We start from the raw sequence: 24955 nt of genomic DNA, 5'->3' as shown, positions 1-24955 counted from the left end.
GGCGCGGGGATGAACAGTACGCCAGTGCCGGAATTGACCTGCCGGGAAAGTCTCTTCGGTCATCTGGAGGACGGTACGCCGGTGCACAAGTATCAGCTGGGCAACCGTCACGGCATGCAGGCCAGTGTGCTGACCTACGGCGGCATTCTCCAGGCGCTGCTGGTGGCGGACAGAAACGGCCGCTACGAGGATGTGGTGCTGGGCTTCGACGATATCGCGGGCTATCAGCGGCATCATCGTTTGTACCTGGGCGCGCTGATCGGGCGTTACGCCAATCGGCTGGCGGGAGGTCGGTTCGAGTTGTCGGGGCGGATTTATCAGGTACCGCTCAATGACGGCGCCAATGCCTTGAATGGCGGCCCCGAAGGTTTCGACAAGAAGGTCTGGGAGGCGCAGCCCGTCCAGGGCAGCGATTGGGTGGGTGTGAAGCTCAGTTACCTGTCCGTCGACGGCGAAATGGGTTTTCCCGGCAACCTGCGGACCCAGGTCACCTACAGCCTCGACGATGACAACCAGCTGCGCATCGAGTATCAGGCGGTCAGCGATGCACCGACGGCGGTCAACCTGACCCAGCATGCCTACTTCAACCTGGCCGGCGCGGGTAACGGCGATATCCTCTCGCAGGTGGCGACGCTCCATGCCAGCCATTACCTGCCGGTAACGGAGCAACTGATACCCCTCGGTGAGATGGCGCCTGTGGCCGGTACGCCGATGGACTTTCGCCAGGCCACTCCGATTGGCCGGCACATCACCGATAACCATCCGCAATTGCGCATCAGCGGTGCGGCGCAGCAGGGTTTCAATCATCACTGGAGGCTGGATGCCGAGGGTGATCTGAGCCGATTGGCCGTCGATATCCACGATCCCCAAAGCGGTCGCAGGTTGCAGTTGCACACCACCGAGCCCGGGGTGCAGTTCTATACCAGCAATGCCTTCGACGGCAGCGCTCAGGGCAAGGCGGGCAAGCCTTATCCGCGTTGGGCCGGTTTTGCCCTGGAGACCCAGAACTGTCCCGATGGCATCAACCAACCCGGTTTTCCCCGGGCCTGGATCGAGGCGGGGGAGGTCTATCGCCAGACCACCTTGATCCGCTTCTCGGCGCAGTGAGCGGAAGGCCTGAAAAGTGACATGCAGGCGGGCCAGTGAGCGGCCATAATGGCCTTCGTTTTCGTAGACCCTTTTATAAGGCTGCATATGCTGGACGACACCCTGAAAAACGCCAAGGACTCTGCACCCACCGGCACCCAGACGCTGCTCCGGGGCTTGGGCGTGGTGCAGGCGGTGGCCAACGGCGCCCGGGATCTCAAGGAGATTGCCCGGCTGATTGGGACCACGCGCAGCACCACCCATCGCCTGGCCAGTTGCCTGGTGGACGAGCGCTATCTGCGGGTGGTGCCGCAAGTCGGCTATCTGTTGGGACCGAAGCTGATCGAGCTGGGTTTCCAGGCCCGCGAAGCCCTGCCGCTGGTGACCCTGGCTACGCCATTCCTGGATGAATTGTCGGCGCTGACCGGCGACACCATCCACCTGGCCATTCGTGAAGACGATGACGTGCTGTACCTGCACAAGAATCCGGGGCGCAATGGTCCGGAAATGCGTTCGCGGGTCGGCCATCGCATGCCGCTGGCGCGGACCGGGATCGGCAAGGCGCTGATGCTCGATTGCTCGCCGGAAGAATGGCAGCGCCTGTATCAGATCAGCCTGCCGGTGGGCGGCAAGAACGCCCTGTGGCCCCAGCATGTGGAACAGACCTGGGAGCAGTTCCGTGCGCGCATGCAGGAGTATGTGGCGGGGGGCTATGCCTTCGACCTGGAAGACAATGAACCGTCGATCCGTTGTGTGGCCGCGCCTATACGGGATGCCAGCCGGAAAATCGTTGCCGGTATCAGTATCGCCAGTACGGTGCCCTATATGCCGCTGGAGAAAATGGCCGAGTTGATCCCGCGGATCAAAAGCGCCGCCGCACGGATTTCCGCGGAACTGGGTGCCAAATCCTGAGTGGTCCGCCTTTCACACCACGAAGCGATTCACCAACTGATTGAGATTGACCGCCAGTTTTGACATCTCATTGCAGGCACTGGCCGTTTGGCTGGCGCCTGCGGAGCTCTGTGCGGCAAGCTCGCGGATACTGACCAGGTTGCGATCGACCTCACGGGCCACGTGGGCCTGCTCTTCAGAAGCGGTCGCGATCAGAAGACTACGTTCATTGATCTGAATCATGGCGCTGGCAATCTGATCCAGGGAGCTACTGGCTTCTTGAGCCACGCCAAGGGATTCGGTTGCCAATGCTTTGCTGGTATTCATGGCTTCCACGGCGTGCTCCGAATCGTTCTGAATCGCCGCAATCATCTGCTCGATCTCTTGGGTCGATTGCTGGGTTCGGTGGGCCAAAGCCCTGACCTCGTCGGCAACCACCGCAAAACCACGGCCTTGTTCACCGGCTCGTGCGGCTTCAATGGCGGCGTTCAACGCCAGAAGGTTGGTCTGCTCCGCGATCGCCCGAATCACCTCGACGACTTTATTGATACCCTGGGCCTGATTTGACAGACCTTGAATCTGCTCGCTGGTGTTTTCAACATTACCGCTCAGCTTTTGAATGGATTTCAATGTCTGAGCCACCCGCTTCAGGCCAACCTCGGTAAAGCCCTGGGTGCGCCTGGACTCTTCGGAGGCTGACTCCGCGTTACGCGCGACCTCATCAACCGCAGCACTCATCTCGGTGACGGCCGTAGCGGCTTGATTGACTTCGTCGTTCTGTGAAACAAGGCCTCGGCTGGACTCCTCGGTGACCGCTGTCATTTCCTCGGCCGCGGAGGCCAGTTGGGTGGAGGACTCGGAGATATGCACAATGGTATTGCGAAGGTTTTTCTGCATCTGCGCCAGTGCCTTCAACAGTCGTCCGGCTTCATCGGTCCCGCTCACCCGTACTTCCTTTGACAGGTCGCTACTGGCGATACGCTCGGCGACGGACAAGGCATCGCTGATGGGGGAGGTGATGCTCCTGGTCAGAACTATTGCCAACCCGACAGTCAGAATCACTACACCTGCAATCAGACCGACAACCAGCCAAAGTCCCGTGGAGTAGAGATGGGCTGCATTTCGACCCGCCAGTGCCGCGCCCTCGTTATTGATGTCGGTCAGGTCTTTGATCTGCCCCTCCATCAAGGTGGTGATAGGCCGGATGCTTGTCGCATTCAGGCTGGCTATCGCGGGCAAGTCAGCGCGTTTCATCAGCGGTTCGAGACTGTCCAACTGTCTGGAATACGCCTCGGCGGATGCCTTTACCTTCAGATAAAGCGCGCGCTCCTGGTCGCTCGCAACCAGAGGCTCATAATTGGCCACCGCCTCCATGAAAGCCTTTCGGAAGCCCGGGAAGGCTTCAGCCGTCTTTTGAATACCTTCGGGGTCAGCAATGCTGCGCTGGACTTCGAGTCTCAGGCGCATCACCCCAAGGCTCATCAATGCCGTTTGTCGGACGCTGGGCATCCAATTGACTTCGACATCTTTTTCCGAGTCCCGCAAGCCGCCCATCTGCACCACCGCGACTGCGCCGAGGATAAAAACCAAGGCAATGATCAAGGCGAAAAACAGCGCTGAGCGCGGGGCTACATTGAGATTTCTAAGGCGCATACGGGCTTCCTCGTTTCCAGGAAAATGCTTGAGCTGTCCAAGAGGCTAGTACAGGTGGGCCAGGAAGTCGGAAAAAACGAGGTATACGCCAGCATTCAATGGGGAGCCGCCAGCGCGCACTGCTGCTCTTGGGGCAGCAGCAGTGCGATCCTTTGGCCAAGGCTTCTGTTTTTCCCCGCGTTACACCATCAAGGGGCCAAGCGCACCGCACCTCGGGGGGAATTGGCTGGTTGCAACCTGAATACATGGAACAGCACCGTCAGCAGCACCAGGAACGCCGGTCCTATGTAGAGTGCCACGCGGGTGTCCGGGAAATAGGCCATCAGGCCCACCACCAGCACCAGGAACGCCAATGCCAGGTAGGAGCTGATCGGGTACAGCCACATGCGGTATTTCAGGCCTGCACGTTCCACCGCGCTCAGGCCTTTGCGAAACCTGAGCTGGGCCAGCAGGATCATCGCCCAGGTCCAGATCGCACCAAAGGTGGCAATCGAGGTGACCCAGACGAAGACCTTTTCCGGCACCAGGTAGTTCAGCAGTACACCCAGCAACAAGGCCGCGATGGACAGCAGCAGCGCATTGCGCGGCACACCGTTGCCGGCGGTTTTGCCGAAGGTTTTTGGCGCCTGGCCGTTCTGTGCCAGGCTGTAGAGCATGCGCCCGGTGCTGAAGATCCCGCCGTTGCAGGAGGAGAGCGCCGCGGTGATCACCACGAAGTTGATGATGCCGGCAGCGGTCTTGATGCCCAGCCGCTCGAAGGTCATGACAAAGGGGCTGCCCTGGGTACCGATTTCGCCCCAGGGGTAGATCGACAGGATGACGAACAAGGCCCCCACGTAGAACAGCAGGATGCGCCAGAACACCGAGCCGATCGCCTGGGGAATGGTCTTCTCCGGGTTGCGCGCTTCTCCGGCGGTCAGGCCGATCATTTCCACGCCCAGGTAGGCGAACATCACCATTTGCAACGACATCAGCACGCCGGTGACGCCGTTCGGCATAAAGCCGCCATGGTTCCACAGATTGGAAATCCCCAGTGCCACGCCATCGTTACCGAAACCGAAAGCGATCACACCGATCCCGCCCACCACCATTGCAATGATGGTGACGATCTTGATCAGGGCGAACCAGAACTCGAACTCACCGAAGGCTTTCACTGCGATCAGGTTGACCGTGCCCATGCTGACCAGGGCGGCGAGGGCCCAGATCCAGCGCGGTACATCGGGGAACCAGACGCCCATGTACACCGCCACCGCGGTGATTTCCGCCACGCAGGTCACCAGCCACAGGAACCAGTAGTTCCAGCCGGTGAGAAATCCCGCCAACGGGCCCAGGTAATCTTGTGCGTAACGGCTGAACGAGCCGGCGACGGGGTTATGTACCGCCATTTCGCCCAGGGCGCGCATGATCACCAGGATCGCCAGGCCGCCGATGATATAGGACAGCATGATGGCCGGACCGGCCATTTGAATGGCCTTGGCCGAACCGAGGAATAGCCCGACACCGATACAGGCGCCGAGGGCCATCAAACGAATATGTCGTTCACCCAGTTCACGTTTGAGCGGACCGCCTTGAGCAGTCCCCCCGTTGGGCAGATGGTTGTCTGCGCGCATAGAAATACAACCTCATCTTGTTATTGGATATAAACCACCGCGCGTTGGAAGTACCGACGGGTAATCCGTACTCGCTCAACCAGGTCGACCTTATGGGACGACCGGCCTTGCAGGGCAAAACCTGCGAGATCAGTGGGAGGCGCATTATAAAAAGCGGACTTCAGGCTTTTCCACTGTATAAGTGGTTGATTTAAGAGATAAGTATCGGAAAGTTGCACTTTGATGGAGATGCGTTAGCGGGTGTTATCTGTTTTATCAAGTAAGAAATAATGCTGAATATTGCAGGGTAATGGCGTGCAGGTATATGGACCGACACCGTCAGGTGTTGACGCCTTACGTACTCCCGAGCCCGTATCCCGAGTCGACTCAACGCGCCACGGTGTTCGTTATGTTCAACGTCGTGCAGAAAGTTGTTGCGGCGCCAGAAACGCATCGTGGAAGTAATTACGGAATGCGTGCATCGCCGGGCTGAAATCACGTTCGCGATGCCACGCCAGGCCGACGCTCATCGGGGTGACCTTGTCGGTGACCGTCAGGGTTTCGATGCGTTTGCCTTCCAGGGACCAGGGCCGGTGGACCAGGTCCGAGAGGATTGCCACGCCGCTGCCATTGGCAACCATGCTGCGTACGGCTTCCACCGAGCTGGTACGCACCCGCACGTTGGGTTGTTGGTGCGCGTGTTCCCAATAGCGCATGGCGCTTTGCTCGGCTTCATCGACGGTCAACAGGATATAGGGCTCTTTCGCGACATCGGCGAGGCTGACGGCCGCGCGTTCGCACAGTGGGTGATGGCTGGGCAGCCAAAGTCGACGTTCCGAGTTGAAGAGAATTTCCGAAACGATATCCGGGTGAGTGAGGTTTGCAGTGAGCACCACGGCCATGTCGAATCGACCTTCCAGCAGGCCCTGTTCGATGGCTTGCCGTTCTTGTTCGTGGACCTCGATGGCCACGTCCGGATGCCAGTGTTCAAGCCGTTGCAGATGGTGCGGCAGGAAGTAGCCGATCACGGTATAGCTGGCGGCCACCCGTAACAACCCACTGGCGCGAATGTCGGGCAGCGGACTGTTGAGGGCGTCGTCGACGCTGCGCAAAATCACGTAGGCCCGGTTGAGAAAGTGCCGCCCGGCATCGGTCAGGCTCATGCCCTGGGCCGAACGCTGGAACAACAGCGTGCCGAGCATGGCTTCCAGTTCCTTGATCGCCGTCGTGACGGCCGACTGGGAAATATTCAAATGAATCGCTGCTTGGGATATTTGCCCGATCTCGGCGGTGGCGACGAAATAACGGATCTGGCGCAGGGTCAGTGACATGAGCACTCCGAACGATGGGGTATCTGTTTTTCAGAAGATACCCTATCTGTTAATAGATCTTCCCAAGGGGGTGCCTGGAATCTAACGTGGCCTGCATGAAGTCACAAGTGTCAGGAGCAAGCGGCATGCAGGCAGTAGATTTCAACTCGGACATGGGCGAAGGTTTTGGCCCATGGACCATCGGCGATGGCGTCGACCATGAACTGATGGGCTTTATCAGCTCGGCCAACATCGCGACCGGTTTTCATGCCGGCGACCCCAGCACCATGCGCCGTACCGTCGAGCAGGCCAAGCGCCTGGGCGTGGGCATCGGCGCACATCCGGGGTTCCGCGACCTGGTGGGTTTCGGCCGTCGGCACATCAACGCCCCGGCCCAGGAACTGGTCGACGACATGCTTTATCAGTTGGGTGCCCTGCGTGAACTGGCTCGGGTTCAAGGTGTAGCGCTGCAACACATCAAACCCCATGGCGCGCTTTACATGCACCTGGCCCGGGACGAGGAGGCGGCTCGTCTGCTGGTGGAAAACCTCCAGCTTCTGGAGCCTGAGTTGCTGCTGTATTGCATGCCCGGCTCGGTGATCTGGCGCGTCGCCAACGAATTGGGTCAGCCGGTGATTCGCGAGTTCTACGCCGACCGGGAGTACGACCTCAGCGGTTCCATCGTCTTTACCCGCAACGTGCGTGCTTACGATCCGGCCCAGGTCGCCGCCCGGGTGGTGCGTGCCTGCCAGGAAGGCGTGGTGCGCACGGTCGAGGGACAGGATCTGGCGATCGAGTTCGACTCCATCTGTTTGCACAGCGATACGCCGGGGGCACTGGCATTGGTTGAAACCACTCGCAAGGCGCTCGATAGCGTCGGGATCAACGTTCGCGCACCGCGCTGACCTTTTACGAAACACCCGGCGCCGAGACGCCAGGGTTTGAACACTCTTTCATTTTTGCCTGCCTTTCTACAACTATTCCAAGAGGAACAGACATGGCCGAACACTCTGTAATTACCCCATTGCCCGGGACCTTCTATCGCAAAGCCACCCCGGAGTCGGCGAATTTCGTCGAGGAGGGCGCGCAGGTCAGCGCCGATACAGTGATTGGCTTGATCGAGGTCATGAAGCAGTTTTCCGAACTGACCGCCGGGGCAGCGGGTCGCCTTGGCGTATTTCTGGTGGAAGACGGCGATCCGGTGGAGCCGGGTCAGGTCATCGCAACACTCGACGGCGAGTGAGGGGGCGATCATGACTCAAGGCATTCGTAAACTACTGATCGCCAACCGTGGCGAGATCGCCGTGCGGATTATCCGCGCTGCCCAGGCGCTGGGTATCCCCACCGTTGCCGCCTGCAGCGAAGCGGACATCGATTCCCAGGCCGCGCGCATGGCCGACGAGGTGCACGTTCTCGGCCCGGCCCGCGCTGATAAAAGTTACCTCAATGTCGCGGCATTGCTGGGCGCCTTGCGCGCCACGGGGGCCAACGCGGTACATCCAGGCTACGGTTTTCTCTCGGAGAACGCGGACTTTGCCGAGGCCGTCCTTGGGGCCGGCGCTATTTTCGTTGGACCCAGCCCGGACACCATCCGGCGCATGGGCGACAAGGCTGAGGCGCGGCGCACGGCTCAAGAAGCCGGGGTACCGGTGGTCCCAGGCTCGCCCGGCGAGCTGTTCGATGTCGAGTCGGCACTGAAGGCGGCAGAGTCAGTCGGTTTCCCGCTGCTGATCAAAGCCTCGGCCGGTGGCGGCGGACGGGGTATTCGCCTGGCGGAAAACCCACGGCAACTGAGCGAGGAATTTCTCCGTTCCCAGCGCGAAGCCCTGGCGGCGTTTGGCAATGGCGCGGTGTATCTGGAGCGCTTCATCAGCAAGGCCCGGCACATCGAGGTGCAGGTGTTGGGCGACGGTCAGCACGCCGTGCACTTGTTTGAACGTGAGTGCTCGCTGCAACGTCGGCGCCAGAAGATCTTTGAAGAAGCGCCATCGCCGGTACTCAGCCAGCAACAACGCGAGACGCTCTGCGCCAGTGCCGTGCGCCTGACGGAGTCCCTGGGCTACAAGGGCGCCGGGACGTTGGAGTACCTGTATGACGACACGACGGGTGAGTTCTTCTTTATCGAGATGAACACGCGAATCCAGGTTGAGCACCCGGTCAGCGAACTGATCACCGGTATCGATCTGGTGCAGGCCATGTTGCGCATTGCCGGCGGTGAGCCCTTGGGCTTCAAGCAGAGCGATATCCGGCTCAACGGTGCCGCGCTGCAAATGCGCTTGAACGCTGAAGACCCCGCGCGGGATTTCTTTCCCAGCCCGGGTCTGGTCGAGGCACTCGTCTGGCCGCACGGTGAAGGCGTGCGTGTCGACACTCATCTGTATCAGGGTTATCGCGTTCCACCGTACTATGACTCGCTGCTGGCCAAGCTGATCGTGCATGGCGCTGATCGCGCCGAGGCGTTGGCCCGGGCCCGAACAGCGGTGCAGCAGACCACACTCGCCGGTATGGCCAGCACCTTGTCACTGCACGGCGAGCTGTTGGAGCAACCGTGGTTGCACCGTGCCGACTTTCACACCGGCACCCTGGAAGCCTGGCTGGCCGAGCGCCGCAGTGGAGGTGAAGCATGAGTCATTCGATCCGCTACAGCTTTGGCGCTGACGAGCATCTGTTTGCCGAAGTCAGCGACAGCATGTCTCTTGAAGCATTCTTCAAGGGCATGGCGGTCACTCGTGCAGTGGAGCGTCTGGCGCTCGAGGGTGTGCTCGATGTATGCCTGGCCAATGCCTCATTCCAGATCCGGTTTGACCCGGACCGCATTGCCCCTCATACCTTGCTCGAAGCCGTAAAGAGGGCCGAGGTCGAAGCGGTCGCCGAGCGCACCCTGCACACACGCATCATCGAGATTCCGGTGCTCTACAACGACCCCTGGACACACGAAACGCTGATGCGCTTTCGCGACCGTCATCAGGACCCGAGTGTCACCGACCTGGAGTACGCCGCGCGGATCAACGGCCTGGCGGACGTCGACGCGTTCATCGCGGCCCACAGCGGTGCACCCTGGTTTGTCTCGATGGTCGGTTTCGTCGCGGGGCTGCCGTTCATGTTCCAGATGGTTGAGCGTGAGCGTCAGTTGCAGGTGCCCAAATACCTGCGCCCACGCACCGACACCCCGAAATTGACCCTGGGGCACGGCGGTTGCTTTGGCTGCATTTACTCGGTACGCGGCGCCGGTGGTTATCAAATGTTTGGGGTCACGCCGGCACCGATCTATGACCCTCAGCAGAAGCTGGCCTACCTGAAAGAGCACATGGTGTTTTTCCGCCCCGGTGACATCGTGCAGTTCAAACCGATGAGCCGCGAGGCGTATGACCAGGCGGTGGACGAAGTGGAGGCCGGGCGTTTCGATCTGCGAATTCGTCCGCTGGAGTTCTCGTTGGACGCCTTTCTGGCCGATCCCGTGGGCTATGCCAAGTCGTTGCAGGAGGTGCTGGCATGATCAAGGTACTCAAACCCGGTCTTGCCACGTCCGTCCAGGATCTGGGCCGTGAAGGTTATTACCACCTGGGCATTCCGCCTTCCGGTGCGCTGGATCAATACGCCCTGAGTGCCGCCAACCAATTGGTCGGTAACCCGGCAGGTGCCGCCGCGCTGGAATGCACGCTGCTGGGTCCGGAACTGGAGTTTCAGCAAGACGCCCTGGTGGCGGTGTGCGGTGCGCACATGACGCCGCGGGTCGACGGCGTGGAGAGGCATCAAGACACCGCGTTCACGGTGAAGGCCGGCCAGGTACTGCGCTTTGACTTCCCCAGGGTTGGCGCTCGCACCTATCTGGCCGTGGCCGGCGGCATTGACGTACCGCTGGTCCTCGGCAGTCGATCTACCTATGCGCTGGGCGCGCTCGGTGGTTTTGAAGGGCGCAGGCTGTTGGCCGGCGATGAGCTGCCCGTCGGCATGGCCGGTGGCAAGGGCCGCGCCGGAACCAGTTTGCCCATGGCGTTACGGCAGTCGTTGGGGGGCGAAATCACCCTGCGCGTCGTGCCGGGTCTGTACTACGAACGCCTGACCGACTCCGCGGCGAAGAGCTTTTTCGCCGAGCCGTGGACGGTAGGCTCGGAAGCCGACCGCATCGGTTATCGCTTCAAGGGCGGCAGCGCCCTGGGTTTTCAACCCCGTGAGCAACCGTTCGGGGCCGGCTCCGACCCGTCGAACATCGTCGACAGTTGCTATCCGATCGGCTCGATCCAGGTGCCTGCCGGGCTTGAACCCATCGTCCTGCACCGCGACGCGGTGTCCGGTGGTGGCTACGCGATGATCGGCACGGTGATCAGTGCCGACCTCGATTTGATTGGCCAGATGCAACCGAACCAGAAGGCCCGCTTCACAGCGGTCACCCTGGAGGAGGCGCTGGAAGCGCGACGATCCTATAAGAAAAAGCTCAGTTGCCTGAGCAAGCTGTTCCCTTCCTGATTCTGCCCGCCGCATCGCGTGGGTAATGCCAAACGGTAAGCCAATACCACACGTGGGTGTGGTGGCGGCTGCCCGCGCTTCAATCCTTGACTGGTCCTGGAGTTCACGCAGATGGCTGCTTTATCGCAATCGAGTCAAACCGGGCAAGACCCGGCCAATCATCCTGTTCCGCCGACAGCGCGCATGGGGCGACTGTCCCTGACCATGGCCTGGTGGGCCGTGTGCAGTGCGATGTTCTACATCGTGGTGGGCGCTTCGCTGGCGTTGTCTTACGGCGCTCGCAACGCGCTGATTGGCATGGTCCTGTCGGTGATCAGCTATGGACTGGTCAACAGCGTGCTCAGTCGCTTCGCGATCCGCAGCGGTCTGTCGGTGGCGTTGTTTTCACGGTTACTGTTCGGCAGTACGGGGGCCTGTCTGGCAACGTTGATCTTCTTTTCAACCGCCATCTATTACGCAGTGTTTGAAGGTTCGGTTATTGCCGTGGCCCTCCATCATCTGTACCCGGAACTGGTCTATCCGCTGGCCGCATTGTTGGTGGTGTTGTACAGCGTGCCGATGATTCTGGGCAGCGTGCAGCACTGGTTGGACAAGCTCAACGGTGTGTTGCTGCCGGTGTATCTGGGCGGCTTGCTGGTGGCGGTGGGCTTGTCGATCGGTCGTTATGGCTATCAGCCGCAATGGCTGGATTTCGGCCCGGCAACGCCCAATGCGTTCGGCTGGTGGGATTGCTTCGGCGCCTATATGGGCGTCTGGGTCTTGATGCTGTTCACCTTCGATTACGCCCGTTTCGGCAAGCCTGAGGATGCGCAGTATCACGGTCGCTGGAACTTCGGCATGCCGTTCTATGGGGTGACCTTTCTGCTCAACGGCGCGGCGGGCATTTACCTGGTCAGCAGCATTCCCCATGAAGGGGCACTGAACGAAGTCTCGGTGGTGATGGCGATCCTGCAGTTGATGGGCCTGTGGGGGCTGTTGTTTGTCTGGGCCACGCAAACCCGGATCAACACGGCCAATTACTACTTGGCGACACTGAACATGCAGGCATTCTTTGGGCGTTTTGGCATCCGCGGTTCGTACCTGATGTGGGCGCTGGCGGTCGGGGTGATCGTTTATGGCTTGATGCTTGCCGACGTATTTGCCTACTTGCTCAAGGCATTGGCCTATCAGGGCATTTTCGTGGTGGCCTGGGTCGGCGTGGCATTGGCGCAGATTCTCTACGGCCGCAGTGATATCGCGGCGCTGGAACGCGTTGCGACATTCAATCCAGTGGGCTTGACGGCCTGGTTTGGCTCGACTGCCCTGGGGCTTGCATTAATGTTTTCCGGCAGTGCCCTGAGCAGTTTTTCCGCACCCTCTACGGTAATAGTTGCGTTTGCCTTGCAGGCGGGTTTGTCCCATCAACGCCGATTGCGGTTGGCCTGATAAGCGAAATGAGCGGTAAGCCAGGCTTTTCGCTCATCCGTAGAGCTCGATCAGGCCAGGCGATCGGCCAGCGCCAGGGCCTGTTCGGTGGTGTTCTGGCGAGAGGCCAGGTCGACGTCAGGCCCGAGAATGGTTTTCTCTACATAGAGCGAATGCACGTCGGTCACACCAATAAAACCCAGCCAGGCTTCCATATAAGGTTTCTGGAAGTCCATCGGTTGCGCGGTCGGTTCGGAATAGTCCATGCCGCGCGCATACACGTTCACGGCCGTCTTGTTATGCAGCAAACCCCGCAGGCCGTGTTCCGGGCTGAATTCAAACAGTACGTCTTTCTGCGAAACCACGTCGATAAAGTGCTTGAGCTTGTAGGGTACTGCGAAATTCCACAGCGGAACGGAGAACACCAGTACGTCAGCCTGATGCAAGTGAGCCGCTAGATCTTTCAGGGGCGTCCAGGCGGCGTCCTGTTCCTCGGTCAATGGGGTGCCGCTCAGGCCGGCATATTTGGCATCCATCACCGGCCCGTCAAACTCCGGTAGGTCCAGGTTCCACAGGTCCAGGGTGACGACTTGGGTATCCGGCGCGTTGCGCTGATAGCGAGCAATGAACTGGCGGGCGATTTCCAGGGAGGCGGAGCGCTGTTTGCGCGGGGAGCATTCGATATGCAGAAGGACGGTCATGGCGGGCCTCAGGGAAGGGGAGAGAAGACCCGAGCATTGCAACATAGCGCTACTTGAAATATAAATCGTGTTTTACAGACTTATTGATCACGTATCAGCATATGTTCGATGCCTTGTTGCTCAAGACCTTCGTCGCGGTGGTGGATGAAGGCGGCTTCAGTCGCGCCGCGGCCCGCCTGCACCTGACCCAGTCGGCCGTCAGCGGTCATTTGCGGCGCCTGGAAGAGCAGGTGGGCAAGCCGCTGCTCACCCGCACCACCCGCTCCCAACAACTGACGGCCGATGGCGAACGGTTGATGGCCTATGCCCGGGGTATTCTGGCGCTCAATCGGGATGCCTGGGCCGAGCTGACCCGTTCGGCGTTTCAAGGGAGTTTGCGCATCGGTGTTTCGGAAGAGTTCGCCGATGCCCGTCTGTTGCGGGAGTTGCAGGCCTTCGCCGCCGACTATCCGGGCATGCAGCTCAAGGTGCAGGTCAGTATTCCCGGCTCTTTGCTGACCCTGATGAAGCAGGGCGAACTGGATCTGGTGGTCGGTTCGTTGTGTGAGTCCAGCGAGCCCGGCCTGGCGTTATGGCAGGAACCTCTGGTCTGGGCCTGGTCCGCACAACCTTTAGGCACCTTGCCGACACCCTTGCCCCTGGCCCTGTTCCCGGAACCCTGTCCTTACCGGGAGGCCGCGTTGACGCGCCTGGCCCAGGCCGGCATCACCCAGCGCACGGCCATGCTCTGCACCAGCTATGCCGCGTTGCAGGCTGCGGCCCTGGCAGGCTTTGCCATCGCGCCGATGACCCTCAGCCAAGTGTCCCAGGGGTTGGCAGTCCTCGGCGTCGAGCATGGCTTGCCGCCGCTGCCCGATGCCGAGTTCCGTTTATTCAGTGCGCCGGAGGCGGACCCGCTGATTATCGAGGCGATTACCCGGGTGATCATCCGCTACGGCGCCAGCCGTCACTAGAGGGCAGTTCCAAGGCGGGGAATGCTCCCCCTGAATATGAAGAATGACTTATGGGCAGGCGAGGCGTCAGCCCCCTGCAAAGGTTGAGGACTGACGCCTTCACGGGCGGGTTTTACCAATCGACCGCGTAACTCACGCTCAAGGTCCGGCCTTCAGCATTCGGATAAGGCGCGCGAGCATTGGCCTGGGCGAACATGTTCTGGTAGTTGCGGTTCGCCAGGTTGTAGACACCACCTTCCAGGCGACCCACCGGCAACGCTACCGAACCCAGCAGGTCGAACAACGTGTAGCCCTTGATATCGCGACCGTTGTTGTCCTTGAAGGCCGCGTCGTAGTCCGACAGGCGCATGCCTTGCAGGCGCAGGTTGTAGTCGCCGTGCTCATAACCGACGAAGGCAGTGGTCTTGGCCGGGGAAATGCGTGTGGCCGGCAGGTCGATCCATTTGCCGTTCTGATCGGTCTCGCCCTTGGCGTAAGCGTAAGTGCCGCCCACCGACCATTGATCCGTCACGTTGTAGCTCAGGCTGGTTTCCACGCCGCGCACGCGTTCCTTCTGGTTGATCAGACGCAGCACGCGGTTGTTGGCGTCATAGAACTGGGTGACGTCCGAGGTGTTTTCGTACGCGGTGACGCTGGCCTGCCACTTGTCCCAGTTGCCACGCCAGCCCAGTTCATAGCTGTTGACCTTGATGGCCTGGGCGTTGAGGTCATGGATGTTGTAGGTACTGCTGACGTCACGCAGGAAGCGCTGGATATCCGGCAGGGAAAAGCCCTGGCTGAAGTTGGCGAACAGGTCCTGGTTTTCGTTCAGGTGATAGACCGCCCCGAGGTTGTACAGCGTGTCGTTGTAATTCAGGGTGCCGCCGGGCAGCGTTGCGCGATTGCCGGTCTGGACGATTTCGCCATAGGCGATGCTGTCGGCAATCTCGCTCTCGATCCATTCGCGACGCACCCCACCACGCAAGGTCCAGTCGCCGACGTCGTAGGACAGCTGGCCGAAAATGGCCTTGGTGGCGGTCACGGTGTCCGGGCCCATTTCAAAGGTGGTACCGGTCTTGGTGTAGGTCAGCCCATTGACCCGGTACTGATCGCCGCGTTGGCGCGAGGTTTCGTGATCATAGTCGGCGCCCCAGACCAGTGTGCCGGTGGCCGGGCCGATGTCCGGCATCTTGCTTTCGATCGCCGCCCGCAGGCCGTAGACATCCTGGATACTGTTGTTGTCGGAGACTCCGGCCAGGCCCCGTGACAGGTCCGGGAAAAACAGCGCATCAGCACGCCGCCAGTAGCTTTCGACCTGCAGGCCCTGACCGTGGAAATCCTTGTCGGTGTAGTTGAGGTTGACCGCCTGGTTATGAGTGTACGGCTGGTCATCCAGCTTCAGGCCTTTTACCGCGACGGCATTGTTGGTGATGCGCGGGTCCTTGGTGTAGTCGGTGTCCTGTTGGTCCTTGTAGTCCTGCAGCGACAGGCTGATCTTCTTGTCGGCATCCAGCGCGTAGCCGAAACGACCTTGCAGGTCGTAGGTGCTGGTGTCCATGTTGCTGCCCTGGGACGTGTCCTGGGGAATGCGGTTGCCGTTGCCGTCGAACTGGTCGTTGCGTTGCACGGTGTTGGCCGACACGTACCAGTCCAGCGCGTCCTTGTGCCCCGTGGCGCTCTGGAAGGCTTCGTAGGAGAAACCCTTGTTGTTAAGGTTGTTGCCGGTGGTCATGCCGATCTTGCTGCTGAAGGCCAGCTCTTCACCCTTGTTGCGTTTGGTGATGATGTTGATGATGCCGCCCGACGCGCCCGCACCGTAGACGCTGCTGGCGCCGGAGACCACTTCGATGCGTTCGATGCTTTCCGGGGCGATGCTGTTGAGCTGGCGGAAGTTGTCCCGTGTCGCGTTCTGGGAGACCCCGTCGATCAGGATCAGGGTGTTGCGTCCGCGCAGGGTCTGGCCAAAGTTGCTCATGCCACCGGTGGAAGGGGAGATGCCCGGCACCAGTTGCCCGAGGATATCCGCGACCCGCCGACCGGCACCGGTCTGCTGGCGGATCTGCTCTTCGTTGATCACCTGTACGGAGCCTGGAATCGAGGCGATGCTGGTTTCGCTGCGGGTGGCGGAAACCACCATTTCCTGCAGTTGCAGGGTCCCGGGTGCCGACTGGGCGGGTTCGCTCTGATCGGCCCAGGCCGGTGTGCTCAGCGAGCCGATAAAGGGCAGGAGGATGGAAAGTTGTATTTTTTTCATGGCTCTTTCTTTGTTTGATTCGCAGAAGTGTGGGTCGATAAAACGCCGGTTTCCGGCGTTCGTGAAAATGATCGGATGGCGCGGATACCCAGGGCGGCAATGGCGTAGGTGAGGGCGACGAGCCAGAAGCTGTGGGCCACGCCGACGATCCCCATGCCGATACCCCCCAGCAAAACCCCGCACAACGCGCCGGCTTTGGCGGCGCTGTTGCCCAGGCCCAGGGCAAAGCCTTGCTGGCTGGGGGCAACGGTGTTGGCGATCAAGGTGTAGGCGACGGGCAGCAGCGCGCCTTGCCACACGCCCCACAGCAGTCGGCTGGCGAGAAAGCCCATCCATTCGCCGGCCACGGCGGTAAAGGCCAGGGTCAGGGCACAGGCCCAGGCAACCCATTCGATGACACGCAAGGTGTGTGCGGGCTGATGGCGGTCGAACAGTCGCCCCCACAGCGGCGCGGACAAGGCGAGGGTGGCGGCACTGGCGGCATAGCTGGCGCCGATCAGCCATCCAGGCGCGTGCAGGACGTCCGCCACGTACAGGGCATAGAACGGTTGCGGCATCATCTTGGCGGCCTGGATCAGCACGATGACCCCGAGCATGGCCCCCAGCCAACCCTTGGGCAGCGCCGCGTGCGCCGGTTTTTGCTTGGATGGCACACGTTGTGTGTCGCTGGGCAAAAACAGGCTGATCAGCGCACACAGCAGGCAAATCGCGGTGGCGCTGTAGCACAGCAAGGCGAACCCCGAGACATCCATCAACCAGCCGCCCAGCACCGGCCCGGCCAGCGAACCGACCGCCGTGGCCGATTGCAGGCGGGCGAGAACCTGTCCCCGCCCGCCGGCGCCGCAGCAGGCCAGTGCGTAGGCCTGGGCCGCCGCGATAAATCCGGCCAGGGCACCTTGAACCACCCGGATGCCCACCAGCAGCCAGGGATCGAAGGTGATCGCGGCCAGCGCCTGGCACACCGCCAACGCCAGCAGCGCCCGAATGATCATCGGCTTGTGCCCGGTGCGGTCGCCCAGTCGCCCCCACATCGGGGTCAGGATCATCGCCGCCATCATCGGCCCGGCATACACCAACGAAGACAGCAGGCCGGTGTACTGGGCCCCGGCGGTGCCGAGCAGCTTCTGGATCTGCAGGGGCCAGAAGGGGCCGCTCATTTCCATGGCCCCCATGGACACCAGCTGAATCCCGACCAGCAACCGCAGTGCCGTGTCGTTAGCTGCCATCGGCGTTGACGCTCAGCGGGTTGCGCAGACGCCCGACGATATCGGCGTGACTTTCAAGCAGGCGCATGCGCATAAACGACTTGGCGGGCCAGTCCTGTTCTAGCAGGGCCTGGCGCTCGGTGCTCCAGCGCTGTGGTTCGACCTGATCGCGCAAGTCGTCGAAGCACTGGCGGACCTGGGTTGCCAGTTCACTCCAGAGCAGGGCCTGGGGGATGTCGAAGTGGCGGGCGCTGAGCAGCACCAGTTCGCCCAGATGACACATGAAGACCGTATGCAGCAGCTTGTCGCGCACGAAGCCGGCATCGTCATACAGGGTCATCTTCGGATCATGCAGTTCGATGTCCAGGCCCTGTGCGTGCAAGGTCTTGCGGTCGATCCGGATATCGCCGAAGTCTCGCAACAACAGGCGGCTCAACTGTCCGTCCGCGGCCATGATCATGAAGCTGTTTTGCTGGTGAGCCTCGAACGCGACGCCGTAGCGCAGGTACATGCCGAGCAGGCCAGGCACCGCAATCGACACGTAGTCGCGGAAGAACGATTGCATGGCGGCGCTATCGTCCGTGCCCTTGGCCAGGCGCACCCACTGCCTCAACAGCGGTTGGCCGTGCTGGTCGATGGCAAACAGACTGCCGACCGGAATAGCCATTTCGCCCGACTGCAACTGGCTCAGCGGGTTGTCCCGGTACAGTACGGCCAGGTGGCGGGAACGTTCGTCGTCAACCGGTTGTGGCTTGAAATGCACACCGATGCGTTCGGGAACGATACCGAGAATGTTCCGGATCCCGGGCTCGCGCGCCAGGATGCTTTGCATCAGCTGGCTGATGCGCGGGCCCATGCGCGCCGAGCGTGGCGAAACGGTGCGCTGCACGCTGGTCAGTCGCAGTGACACCGGCAGCTTGACCATCGGCGCGTCACGGCGGCCTTCAGGCAATACGGTGCGGAACGACATGGTCGGGTGGGCGGTGAACGCGACGATATCGGTCAGGACCAGCAGGCGGTCACCGATTTCGTTGGCGAAGGTCTGCGGCAGCTCCTGGCGTGCCTGCCAGGGATGGGCCGGCAGTGGCAGGTAGTCGCCGGCTTCAAGGCCCTGACGGGTCAATTCAGCGGTCAACTGTTGCGCGGCCTGGGGGAAGTGGGCTTGCCACCACTGCCAGTAATCCATGGTGCCAGCCAGTGATTCGACATGGGCAAACTGGTGGTGCAATGCGCAGAGCATCACCGGGAAACGGGCTTCGAATTCCGGTGAGAAGTCGATGACCTGGTCCGTGCTCAAGCCCAGTTTGGTCTTGTAGTTGGGGTGCCAGGGGTGGCCCAGCGTGCCCCACTGTTCCAGCAGGGAAGTGGGGTTGGCGATGCTCGGCTCATCCTTGAGCCAGGCCAGCAGATTGTCGCTGTGCGCCGGGTCCATGGATTCATGCAACTGGAGTGTCCAGCGCTCGTGGAAGGCCAGGCACAGGGTGTCGTTGGCGAAACTGTCGTCGAGTTCTTCGTTGAGGCGGCGCAGCACCTCGGCGTCGGCAGGCGACTCGAGGCCATGGTTGAGCAGGCCCAGCAGCTCCGAGGGAAACTGGATCTTGTGCGGAGGATGATCATCGCCGTACGCCGTGATATCGCCCCGCAGGTCCCAACTGCTCATGCGTCCAGGGAGCAGATGGTCGAAGCACAGGCGGGTGCGGTCGGCGAGGGTCAACCAGCATCGAGGGGGCTCGTCGTATTCGAGCGCGCCGGCGTCCAGCAGACCTTCGCGGAACAGCGCCTGGATCAAGCGCTGGAAACTGCGCTCGGCGGCAGGTGCAAGGGTGTTGACCAGCGCGTCGAGAGTGATGTGGTTGGCTTGGAAAAGAGGGGTGCCGAGCGCTTCGCTCCAGCGACTCAGCAGGGCTTGCGGTTTCTTGCTGTATCCATTTTTCAAGTCTGACTCCTTGTGCACGGTCTTGAGTGAAAGCACGCGAAGGATAGCGAGTTAAAACACGAAAACCAATGATAATCATTGTTATTAGTATCTTTAAGTTTGCATTGTCCCAGGATGGGCGGTCATTTTTGTTTCTATAAAACCGCTCTATCCCGCGTCTTTTAAGGGCTTCGAGGATTTTCTCGAGGCCTGTCGGATCCACTCGCCGGGAGGCGTGCAGTGACGTCCTACACAAAAGCAGGACTGTTCTGCTATCGGTTTTGTGCGGTCTGGCCGCCTTCCCGGATGTCAGGAAGCTGCCCGGGAATCGTCGAGCACACAGGGATTTTCGGGACCGCCTGCCTGGCCACTTATGCTACAAATGACGCCTTATCCCGTTTAAGGGCCTTCAGCCTATGCGGTTATGTTTTTTTGACGGACTGGACCGCATCGAGATTGCCGACAGGGCCGGGTTTGCTCATGACCCGTTCGATACGAGGACGGGTAACCGAACCTACGACCAGCGAGCGGTCAGAATGGACCTGGGTGAGACGTGGCAGGTGGAGCGTTTTGTTCGCCGATATTTCCAGGGTGCCGGAGAGATGCATCGTCTGCGCTCCTTGCTCTCCAGCCAGTTGGCGCATAGCCATCGCTTACCCGACGCGGAGGTGCTGAGACAATTCTCTCGCAACCTCCAGAATGGGCATTTGTGTGCCTACGTTTATCCCTACGTCCCCATGGCGCGCACCCGGGTACCGGCGTCGGAGGCCGCGGGTCGGATTGATGCGCCGGCCGCAAGGCCCGCGGTTCGCCGTCCGGCAAAAAAGCTCAGTGTGGAAACGGATACGCCGGCACCTGTCTTGCCACCTCCCGCTCAACCCGAATCCGAGCAACAAAAGGAGACCAAGGCTGTACAGGATAATCAGGCCGCGACACTGGTGGCGGCCGCCCAAAGCGCAACGCCTTTCTGTGAGATATGTGAGCGCATGAAAGCGACGCGTCTGGCCGTGGGGGCGAAGGAATGAATTCAAGCGCACTCGATCCGTTGATGACGCTGCTATGGCCGAATGCAGAAGACTTATCCGACGATGGTGTCTATTACGTGCTCGACGGGGCGCGTGATCCCGAGATCCTGAAATGGCTTCGGCTCAGCGGGCTCGAGTTCTTGTGCCTGTATTCGGGTCAGATGACGCCGAGTCTTGAGGCGGCGGCCCCTTACCTTGTCCAACTGACGTCCACGTCGCCTGCCACCCGGGAACTGCTGGATCGAGGTTGGGGCCGCGCTTGGGGGATATTCATCTTTGCCCCGGCAGCATTGCCGATGCCCGCCATACGTTTACATCTGAAGAAATTTCTTCGCGTGCGAACCGAAGATAAAAAGCTGCTGATGTTTCGGTATTACGATCCACGGGTTTTGTCGATCTTCCTGCCCACCTGCACCGATGAGGAGTTCACGAAGTTTCTCGGGCCATTGAACCGTCTGCTGGTTGAATCGGACGAAGGGGCGCGATGGAACCTGTTCGATCTGGAGGATCAAAGGCTGCGGATCGTGTCAGGAGCGCATTGATACATTACGTCGGGTGCCTCCCACCCATTTCGATAGCTTGGTGCCTTAGGCTTGGGCGGCTGGCAATTTCCGCTCATAACGCGTAAAACGCCTCTCCAAGCCCTCGTCCAGAGGGCTTTGTCATCTGTATCCCCGCACTCCAATCCAAAGAATCCAAGCATGAACCTACGCCGTATCGCAGTGGGGCTGTCCGCCCTTGTGTTGTTTTCTGCCAGCGCCGCACAAGCGCGCAACCTGCTGGATCTTATCGATCCACCCAACCAACACGAGAAACAAGGGCACCGTTCGGGCTCCATCAGCCAGGGCGCGGCGATCGACCTGTATTCGAGTCAACAGCAACAGGCTTCATTTGACGGCTGTGCCGACTTGTTCCCGGGTGCCAAGCCGATCAGCACCGCCAGTGTGCCGGCCACCATGAAACCCATGGCCCTGTGTTCCGACAGCTTTGCGGTGCTCTACTCGCAAACCAGCAAGACCCCGCTCGTGGTGGTGGAACGCCTGAGCGCGGCCCAGCTACAGGATGCGAAGGGGGAGGAGCGTACCAACCAGTTCTACCCGGACCCGCGCATCCCCAAGGGCGCGCGAGCGGAACTGAGCGACTACCGGGCCCAACATCCGGCCGTGGACCGTGGCCATCAGGCGCCGGCGGCCGATGCGCCGAATGCGAATGCCATGGCGCAGTCCTTTGCGCTGTCGAACATGGTCCCGCAGGACCCGACCAATAACCGCAAGATCTGGAGCAAGGTCGAGGCCGATGTCAGAAAGTTCGCGGCGCGTGCCGAGGGCAATGTGTTTGTCTTTACCGGTCCGATCTTCGACGAGGGCCATGGGACCATTGGCGATGACCAGGTCTGGGTGCCCACCCGCTTGTTCAAGCTGGTCTACGACGTATCGTCCAGGCGCGCCTGGGCCTATGTACTGCCGAACGCGGAAACCCGTATCGAAAAGCCGATGGACTATGAGACGTTCGTGAAAACCACCGGGCTCAAGCTGCTGGATCAGCTGCCGGTTTCGGGCTCGGTGGTTCGTTCTTGAACGGAGTGTCCCATCATCGGATACGGGGTTCGCAGGCGTGTGATTCAGGTTTTCACATCAAATAGCTGGCGGCCGATGCTGAACGCAGAGGCCAGATGCACCATGGGATTTTCTGTCTCGGACTCAAGCATCAGCTCCGAGGTCATGACCTTGGCACCGCAGTAGTTGAAGATGCCATGATCAATTTGCGTCTTCATCGCGGTCGCATAGCCATGCCTGTCATAGGTGTCCGGGTCTGCTCCGCCAACCCCCAGCAGGTGAATGGGAAGGTGACCGAGTTTCTTGATCAGCGGGGCGTTGGGGCGAAACTCAAACGCCCAGCCATTCGAGAACACCCGATCAATCCACCCCTTGAGCAGGGCTGGCATCGACCACCAGTAAACGGGGTAGACAAGGACCAGCGCATCCGCCCGGTCAATCCGTTGCTGTTCAACGCGAATATCAGAGGGCGGTAGTGCCTCGTTATGGTGAACCGCCAAGTCCCCCGCGGTGAAACGCGGATCAAAGCCTTCAGCGTGGAGGTCGGCGATGGCATAGGTGCTGCCTTGATCGGCCGTTGACAGACCTTCTCCAATTCTAGCTGCTATCCCATGGGTGAGGGAGTCCCGGTCATGGTGGGCGACGACGATGAGTGCATGCATTTGTATCTACCTCCTGGAGGTTGAGGTTCGGAGTAGGGGATTATATACTTTTGGTAAGTTTTTAAACCTACTATTGGTATATAGTGATGTCAAGCGCTGAAGGGGAAGCACAGGGGCGCTCGTCGCCCCGGGTACGTATGCTGCGGGAGGATCGGCTGCGTCAGCTGCTGGAGGTGGCTTGGCAGTTGGTGCGCAATGAAGGCACCGAGGAACTGTCGCTGGGACGGCTGGCCGAGCGCGCAGGGGTGACCAAACCGGTTGTGTACGACCATTTCCAAACCCGGGCGGGGCTGTTGGCGGCGCTCTACCAGGATTTTGATGCGAAACAAACATCACTGATGGACGCGGCTCTTCAGCAGCTCAAGCCCGAGCTTTCCGATGCTGCGCGCGTTATTGCAACGTCGTACGTCGATTGTGTCCTGACCCAGGGCAACGAAATCCCTGGCGTTATTGCCGCGCTGGTGGGGTCACCGGAGCTCGAAAAAATCAAAAGGCAATACGAAGCGATTTTCTTGGCAAAGTGCCGAAGTGTTCTGCTTCCTTACGCCGGCGGCGGTGAAATTTCCCATGCCAGTCTTCGAGCGATGCTGGGGGCGGCCGAGGCGCTGTCGCATGCGGCGGCGACCGGCGAAATCGAAGCCTGGCAGGCTACCGACGAGCTCTTCAAGACGATAGTGAGCATGGTCGAGAGGGCCAGTCAGCTGCGTGCTCATAAAGTCCAATTGTAGTGACCCATGACTTTGTGCGGGACATCGAGCCGGCGCTGTTTCCTGCAGCGCCGGGGCGTGTTCGCCTCGCGTAAGATCAGAAAAACAGAATGCCGATCCTCCCTGTCATTGAGGCGAGGGCCTTGTCAGCTCAAAATACATGATGTAAAACATCTATTAAATAAAGGTTGTAACTAATCTATTCTGTCCTTCCCCCGACGAGATGCGGCACGTCCCGCAAGCCTGAGGAACACTCCATGCTGTCTACATTGGTCGCAAACCGCCTGGCGCGGCGTCAGGTTCACTATGGCTGGGTGGTGGCCGCCGTCACTTTCCTGACCATGCTGGTGATGGCCGGCGCCATGGGGGCGCCGGGGGTGTTTATCGTGCCCCTGGAGCATGAGTTCGGCTGGAGCAGTGCGCAGATCTCCGGGGCCCTGGCGATTCGTTTCATGCTGTATGGGCTGATGGGGCCTTTCGCGGCGGCCTTCATGAATTACTTCGGCCTGCGCCGGGTGGTGCTGGTGGCGCTGGTGATCGTGCTGGGCGGCATGATCGGGTCGATGTTCATGAACAGCTTCTGGCAACTGGTACTGTTATGGGGCGTGGTGGTCGGCGTCGGCACGGGACTCACCGCCATGGTGCTTGGGGCCACGGTGGCGACCCGCTGGTTTTCCCATCGTCGCGGCCTGGTGGTCGGGTTGCTGTCGGCCAGCTCCGCCACCGGCCAACTGCTGTTCATGCCACTGATGGCGTCCTTGACGGAACACTATGGCTGGCGCTTGGCGCTGAGCTTCATTTGCTGCGCCATGGCGGTGGTCGTGCTGGCAGTGCTGGCCCTGCTGCGTGATCGTCCGGTGGACCTGGATTTGCCGCTGTATGGGGAGAAAGAGGTTCTGCCGGCACCCGCCCACCGGGGCAGTTTGCTGCAGATGCTGATCAGCCCGCTGAAGGTGCTGCGCGACGTGTCGGGCAGTTGGACGTTCTGGGTGCTGTTCCTGACGTTCTTCGTCTGCGGGGCCAGCACCAACGGGCTGATCCAGACCCACTTTATCAGTATGTGCGGCGACTTCGGCCTGGTTGCCACCACTGCGGCGGGTATCCTGGCGATGATGGGGATCTTCGACTTTTTCGGCACCGTGGGCTCGGGCTGGTTGTCGGATCGTTTCGATAACCGCTGGCTGTTGTTCTGGTATTACGGCTTGCGCGGCATTTCGCTGATGCTCCTGCCGTTTACCGACTTCACCGTGTTCGGCCTGTCGTTTTTCGCCGTGCTTTATGGCCTGGACTGGATCGCCACCGTACCGCCCACGGTCAAGCTGGTGGCGCAGAAGTTCGGCGGCGAGCGGGCCAATATCGTCTTCGGTTGGGTGTTTGCCGGCCATCAACTGGGCGCGGCCTTTGCCGCCTACGGCGCCGGGCTGACGCGGACCTTGCTGGCCACCTACACGCCGGCGTTTTTTATCGCCGGGATGCTCTGCGTGATCGCCGCGTTGATTGCCCTGTCGATCCCGGTGATGCTGAAAAAATCGGCGGTGCGTTCGCAATCTCCAGCCTAGCGGGGTTAGCCAGGGCAGCAGAATGCCCTGGCTGTTTCC

At 60.7% G+C, this 24955-nt stretch carries 23 protein-coding genes; 14 read left to right on the top strand and 9 right to left on the bottom strand.

Features of this window, described 5'->3' with window-relative positions:
• The first annotated feature begins 9 nt into the window (after positions 1-9).
• Together M5C01_RS16410 and M5C01_RS16405 are read left to right on the top strand one after the other, a co-directional pair.
• On the top strand, positions 10-1107 hold the full coding sequence (locus M5C01_RS16410) for an aldose epimerase family protein (protein WP_152740364.1): 1098 nt from the start codon (positions 10-12) through the stop codon (positions 1105-1107).
• 87 nt (positions 1108-1194) lie between these two features.
• Positions 1195-1998: an IclR family transcriptional regulator gene (locus tag M5C01_RS16405; RefSeq protein WP_152740365.1), complete on the top strand. Its 804-nt coding sequence runs from the start codon at positions 1195-1197 to the stop codon at positions 1996-1998.
• Positions 1999-2010: 12 nt separating this feature from the next.
• Here the strand turns inward: M5C01_RS16405 and M5C01_RS16400 are convergent, their stop codons facing one another.
• The 3 genes from M5C01_RS16400 to M5C01_RS16390 form a co-directional block, all read right to left on the bottom strand.
• Positions 2011-3630 carry a methyl-accepting chemotaxis protein gene (locus M5C01_RS16400; RefSeq protein ID WP_152740366.1) on the bottom strand — a complete coding sequence of 540 codons (1620 nt, stop codon included), beginning with the start codon at positions 3628-3630 and terminating at the stop codon, positions 2011-2013.
• A gap of 188 nt (positions 3631-3818) precedes the next feature.
• Entirely contained in the window at positions 3819-5240 is a 1422-nt protein-coding gene (locus tag M5C01_RS16395; protein ID WP_152740367.1) for an amino acid permease, read from the bottom strand.
• Between the two features lie 392 nt (positions 5241-5632).
• Positions 5633-6550, bottom strand: coding sequence for a LysR family transcriptional regulator (locus M5C01_RS16390; protein ID WP_152740368.1), 918 nt, complete (start codon positions 6548-6550; stop codon positions 5633-5635).
• A gap of 125 nt (positions 6551-6675) precedes the next feature.
• On the opposite strand from M5C01_RS16390, the gene M5C01_RS16385 reads away from it, so the two are divergent.
• From M5C01_RS16385 to M5C01_RS16360, 6 genes are all read left to right on the top strand, one after another.
• Entirely contained in the window at positions 6676-7434 is a 759-nt protein-coding gene (locus M5C01_RS16385) for a 5-oxoprolinase subunit PxpA (protein WP_152740369.1), read from the top strand.
• Between the two features lie 92 nt (positions 7435-7526).
• Positions 7527-7772, top strand: coding sequence for an acetyl-CoA carboxylase (locus tag M5C01_RS16380; protein WP_152740370.1), 246 nt, complete (start codon positions 7527-7529; stop codon positions 7770-7772).
• 10 nt (positions 7773-7782) lie between these two features.
• The gene (locus M5C01_RS16375; protein WP_152740371.1) at positions 7783-9156 is read left to right on the top strand and encodes an acetyl-CoA carboxylase biotin carboxylase subunit; all 1374 of its coding nucleotides are present in this window, start codon (positions 7783-7785) and stop codon (positions 9154-9156) included.
• The gene (locus M5C01_RS16370) at positions 9153-10025 is read left to right on the top strand and encodes an allophanate hydrolase subunit 1 (RefSeq protein ID WP_152740372.1); all 873 of its coding nucleotides are present in this window, start codon (positions 9153-9155) and stop codon (positions 10023-10025) included. Before M5C01_RS16375 ends, M5C01_RS16370 begins: the two co-directional genes overlap by 4 nt.
• On the top strand, positions 10022-10996 hold the full coding sequence (locus tag M5C01_RS16365) for a biotin-dependent carboxyltransferase family protein (RefSeq protein ID WP_152740373.1): 975 nt from the start codon (positions 10022-10024) through the stop codon (positions 10994-10996). The genes M5C01_RS16370 and M5C01_RS16365 overlap by 4 nt, the downstream gene beginning before the upstream one ends.
• A 111-nt stretch (positions 10997-11107) precedes the next feature.
• On the top strand, positions 11108-12421 hold the full coding sequence (locus tag M5C01_RS16360) for an allantoin permease (protein WP_152740374.1): 1314 nt from the start codon (positions 11108-11110) through the stop codon (positions 12419-12421).
• A 50-nt stretch (positions 12422-12471) separates the two neighbouring features.
• Here the strand turns inward: M5C01_RS16360 and M5C01_RS16355 are convergent, their stop codons facing one another.
• On the bottom strand, positions 12472-13101 hold the full coding sequence (locus M5C01_RS16355; RefSeq protein WP_152740375.1) for an NAD(P)H-dependent oxidoreductase: 630 nt from the start codon (positions 13099-13101) through the stop codon (positions 12472-12474).
• A gap of 101 nt (positions 13102-13202) precedes the next feature.
• Between M5C01_RS16355 and M5C01_RS16350 the strand changes: the two genes are divergently transcribed.
• On the top strand, positions 13203-14054 hold the full coding sequence (locus M5C01_RS16350) for a LysR family transcriptional regulator (RefSeq protein WP_152740376.1): 852 nt from the start codon (positions 13203-13205) through the stop codon (positions 14052-14054).
• A gap of 112 nt (positions 14055-14166) precedes the next feature.
• Here M5C01_RS16350 and M5C01_RS16345 read toward each other — a convergent pair whose 3' ends face one another.
• The 4 genes from M5C01_RS16345 to M5C01_RS16330 form a co-directional block, all read right to left on the bottom strand.
• Positions 14167-16287, bottom strand: coding sequence for a TonB-dependent receptor (locus M5C01_RS16345; protein ID WP_152740377.1), 2121 nt, complete (start codon positions 16285-16287; stop codon positions 14167-14169).
• The gene (locus M5C01_RS16340; RefSeq protein ID WP_152740378.1) at positions 16284-17513 is read right to left on the bottom strand and encodes an MFS transporter; all 1230 of its coding nucleotides are present in this window, start codon (positions 17511-17513) and stop codon (positions 16284-16286) included. The genes M5C01_RS16345 and M5C01_RS16340 overlap by 4 nt, the downstream gene beginning before the upstream one ends.
• Entirely contained in the window at positions 17503-19428 is a 1926-nt protein-coding gene (locus M5C01_RS16335) for an IucA/IucC family protein (RefSeq protein WP_152740379.1), read from the bottom strand. The genes M5C01_RS16340 and M5C01_RS16335 overlap by 11 nt, the downstream gene beginning before the upstream one ends.
• Before the next feature lie 401 nt (positions 19429-19829).
• Complete coding sequence (locus tag M5C01_RS16330; protein WP_152740380.1) at positions 19830-20015, bottom strand: hypothetical protein; 186 nt, start codon at positions 20013-20015, stop codon at positions 19830-19832.
• Here M5C01_RS16330 and M5C01_RS16325 point away from each other — a divergent pair.
• The 3 genes from M5C01_RS16325 to M5C01_RS16315 all read left to right on the top strand — a co-directional run bounded on the left by M5C01_RS16325 (position 20010) and on the right by M5C01_RS16315 (position 22009).
• A complete protein-coding gene (locus M5C01_RS16325; protein WP_152740381.1) occupies positions 20010-20432 on the top strand; it encodes a hypothetical protein in 423 nt (140 codons plus the stop codon). The genes M5C01_RS16330 and M5C01_RS16325 overlap by 6 nt on opposite strands.
• Positions 20429-20974 carry a DUF4123 domain-containing protein gene (locus M5C01_RS16320; protein WP_152740382.1) on the top strand — a complete coding sequence of 182 codons (546 nt, stop codon included), beginning with the start codon at positions 20429-20431 and terminating at the stop codon, positions 20972-20974. Before M5C01_RS16325 ends, M5C01_RS16320 begins: the two co-directional genes overlap by 4 nt.
• 159 nt (positions 20975-21133) lie before the next feature.
• The gene (locus M5C01_RS16315) at positions 21134-22009 is read left to right on the top strand and encodes a DNA/RNA non-specific endonuclease (RefSeq protein WP_152740383.1); all 876 of its coding nucleotides are present in this window, start codon (positions 21134-21136) and stop codon (positions 22007-22009) included.
• A gap of 44 nt (positions 22010-22053) precedes the next feature.
• Here M5C01_RS16315 and M5C01_RS16310 read toward each other — a convergent pair whose 3' ends face one another.
• Positions 22054-22650 carry an NAD(P)H-dependent oxidoreductase gene (locus M5C01_RS16310; protein ID WP_152740384.1) on the bottom strand — a complete coding sequence of 199 codons (597 nt, stop codon included), beginning with the start codon at positions 22648-22650 and terminating at the stop codon, positions 22054-22056.
• Between the two features lie 86 nt (positions 22651-22736).
• Here M5C01_RS16310 and M5C01_RS16305 point away from each other — a divergent pair, with 86 nt between their 5' ends.
• The gene (locus M5C01_RS16305) at positions 22737-23378 is read left to right on the top strand and encodes a TetR/AcrR family transcriptional regulator (protein ID WP_248764352.1); all 642 of its coding nucleotides are present in this window, start codon (positions 22737-22739) and stop codon (positions 23376-23378) included.
• Positions 23379-23614: 236 nt separating this feature from the next.
• Positions 23615-24916, top strand: a complete 1302-nt coding sequence (locus M5C01_RS16300) for an MFS transporter (protein WP_152740385.1) — start codon at positions 23615-23617, stop codon at positions 24914-24916.
• The last annotated feature ends 39 nt before the right edge of the window (positions 24917-24955 follow it).

Source organism: Pseudomonas sp. MWU12-2319, assembly GCF_023242525.1.
In the GTDB taxonomy this organism is placed as follows: domain Bacteria; phylum Pseudomonadota; class Gammaproteobacteria; order Pseudomonadales; family Pseudomonadaceae; genus Aquipseudomonas; species Aquipseudomonas gingeri_D.
This window is presented reverse-complemented; position numbering and strand designations above follow the sequence as displayed.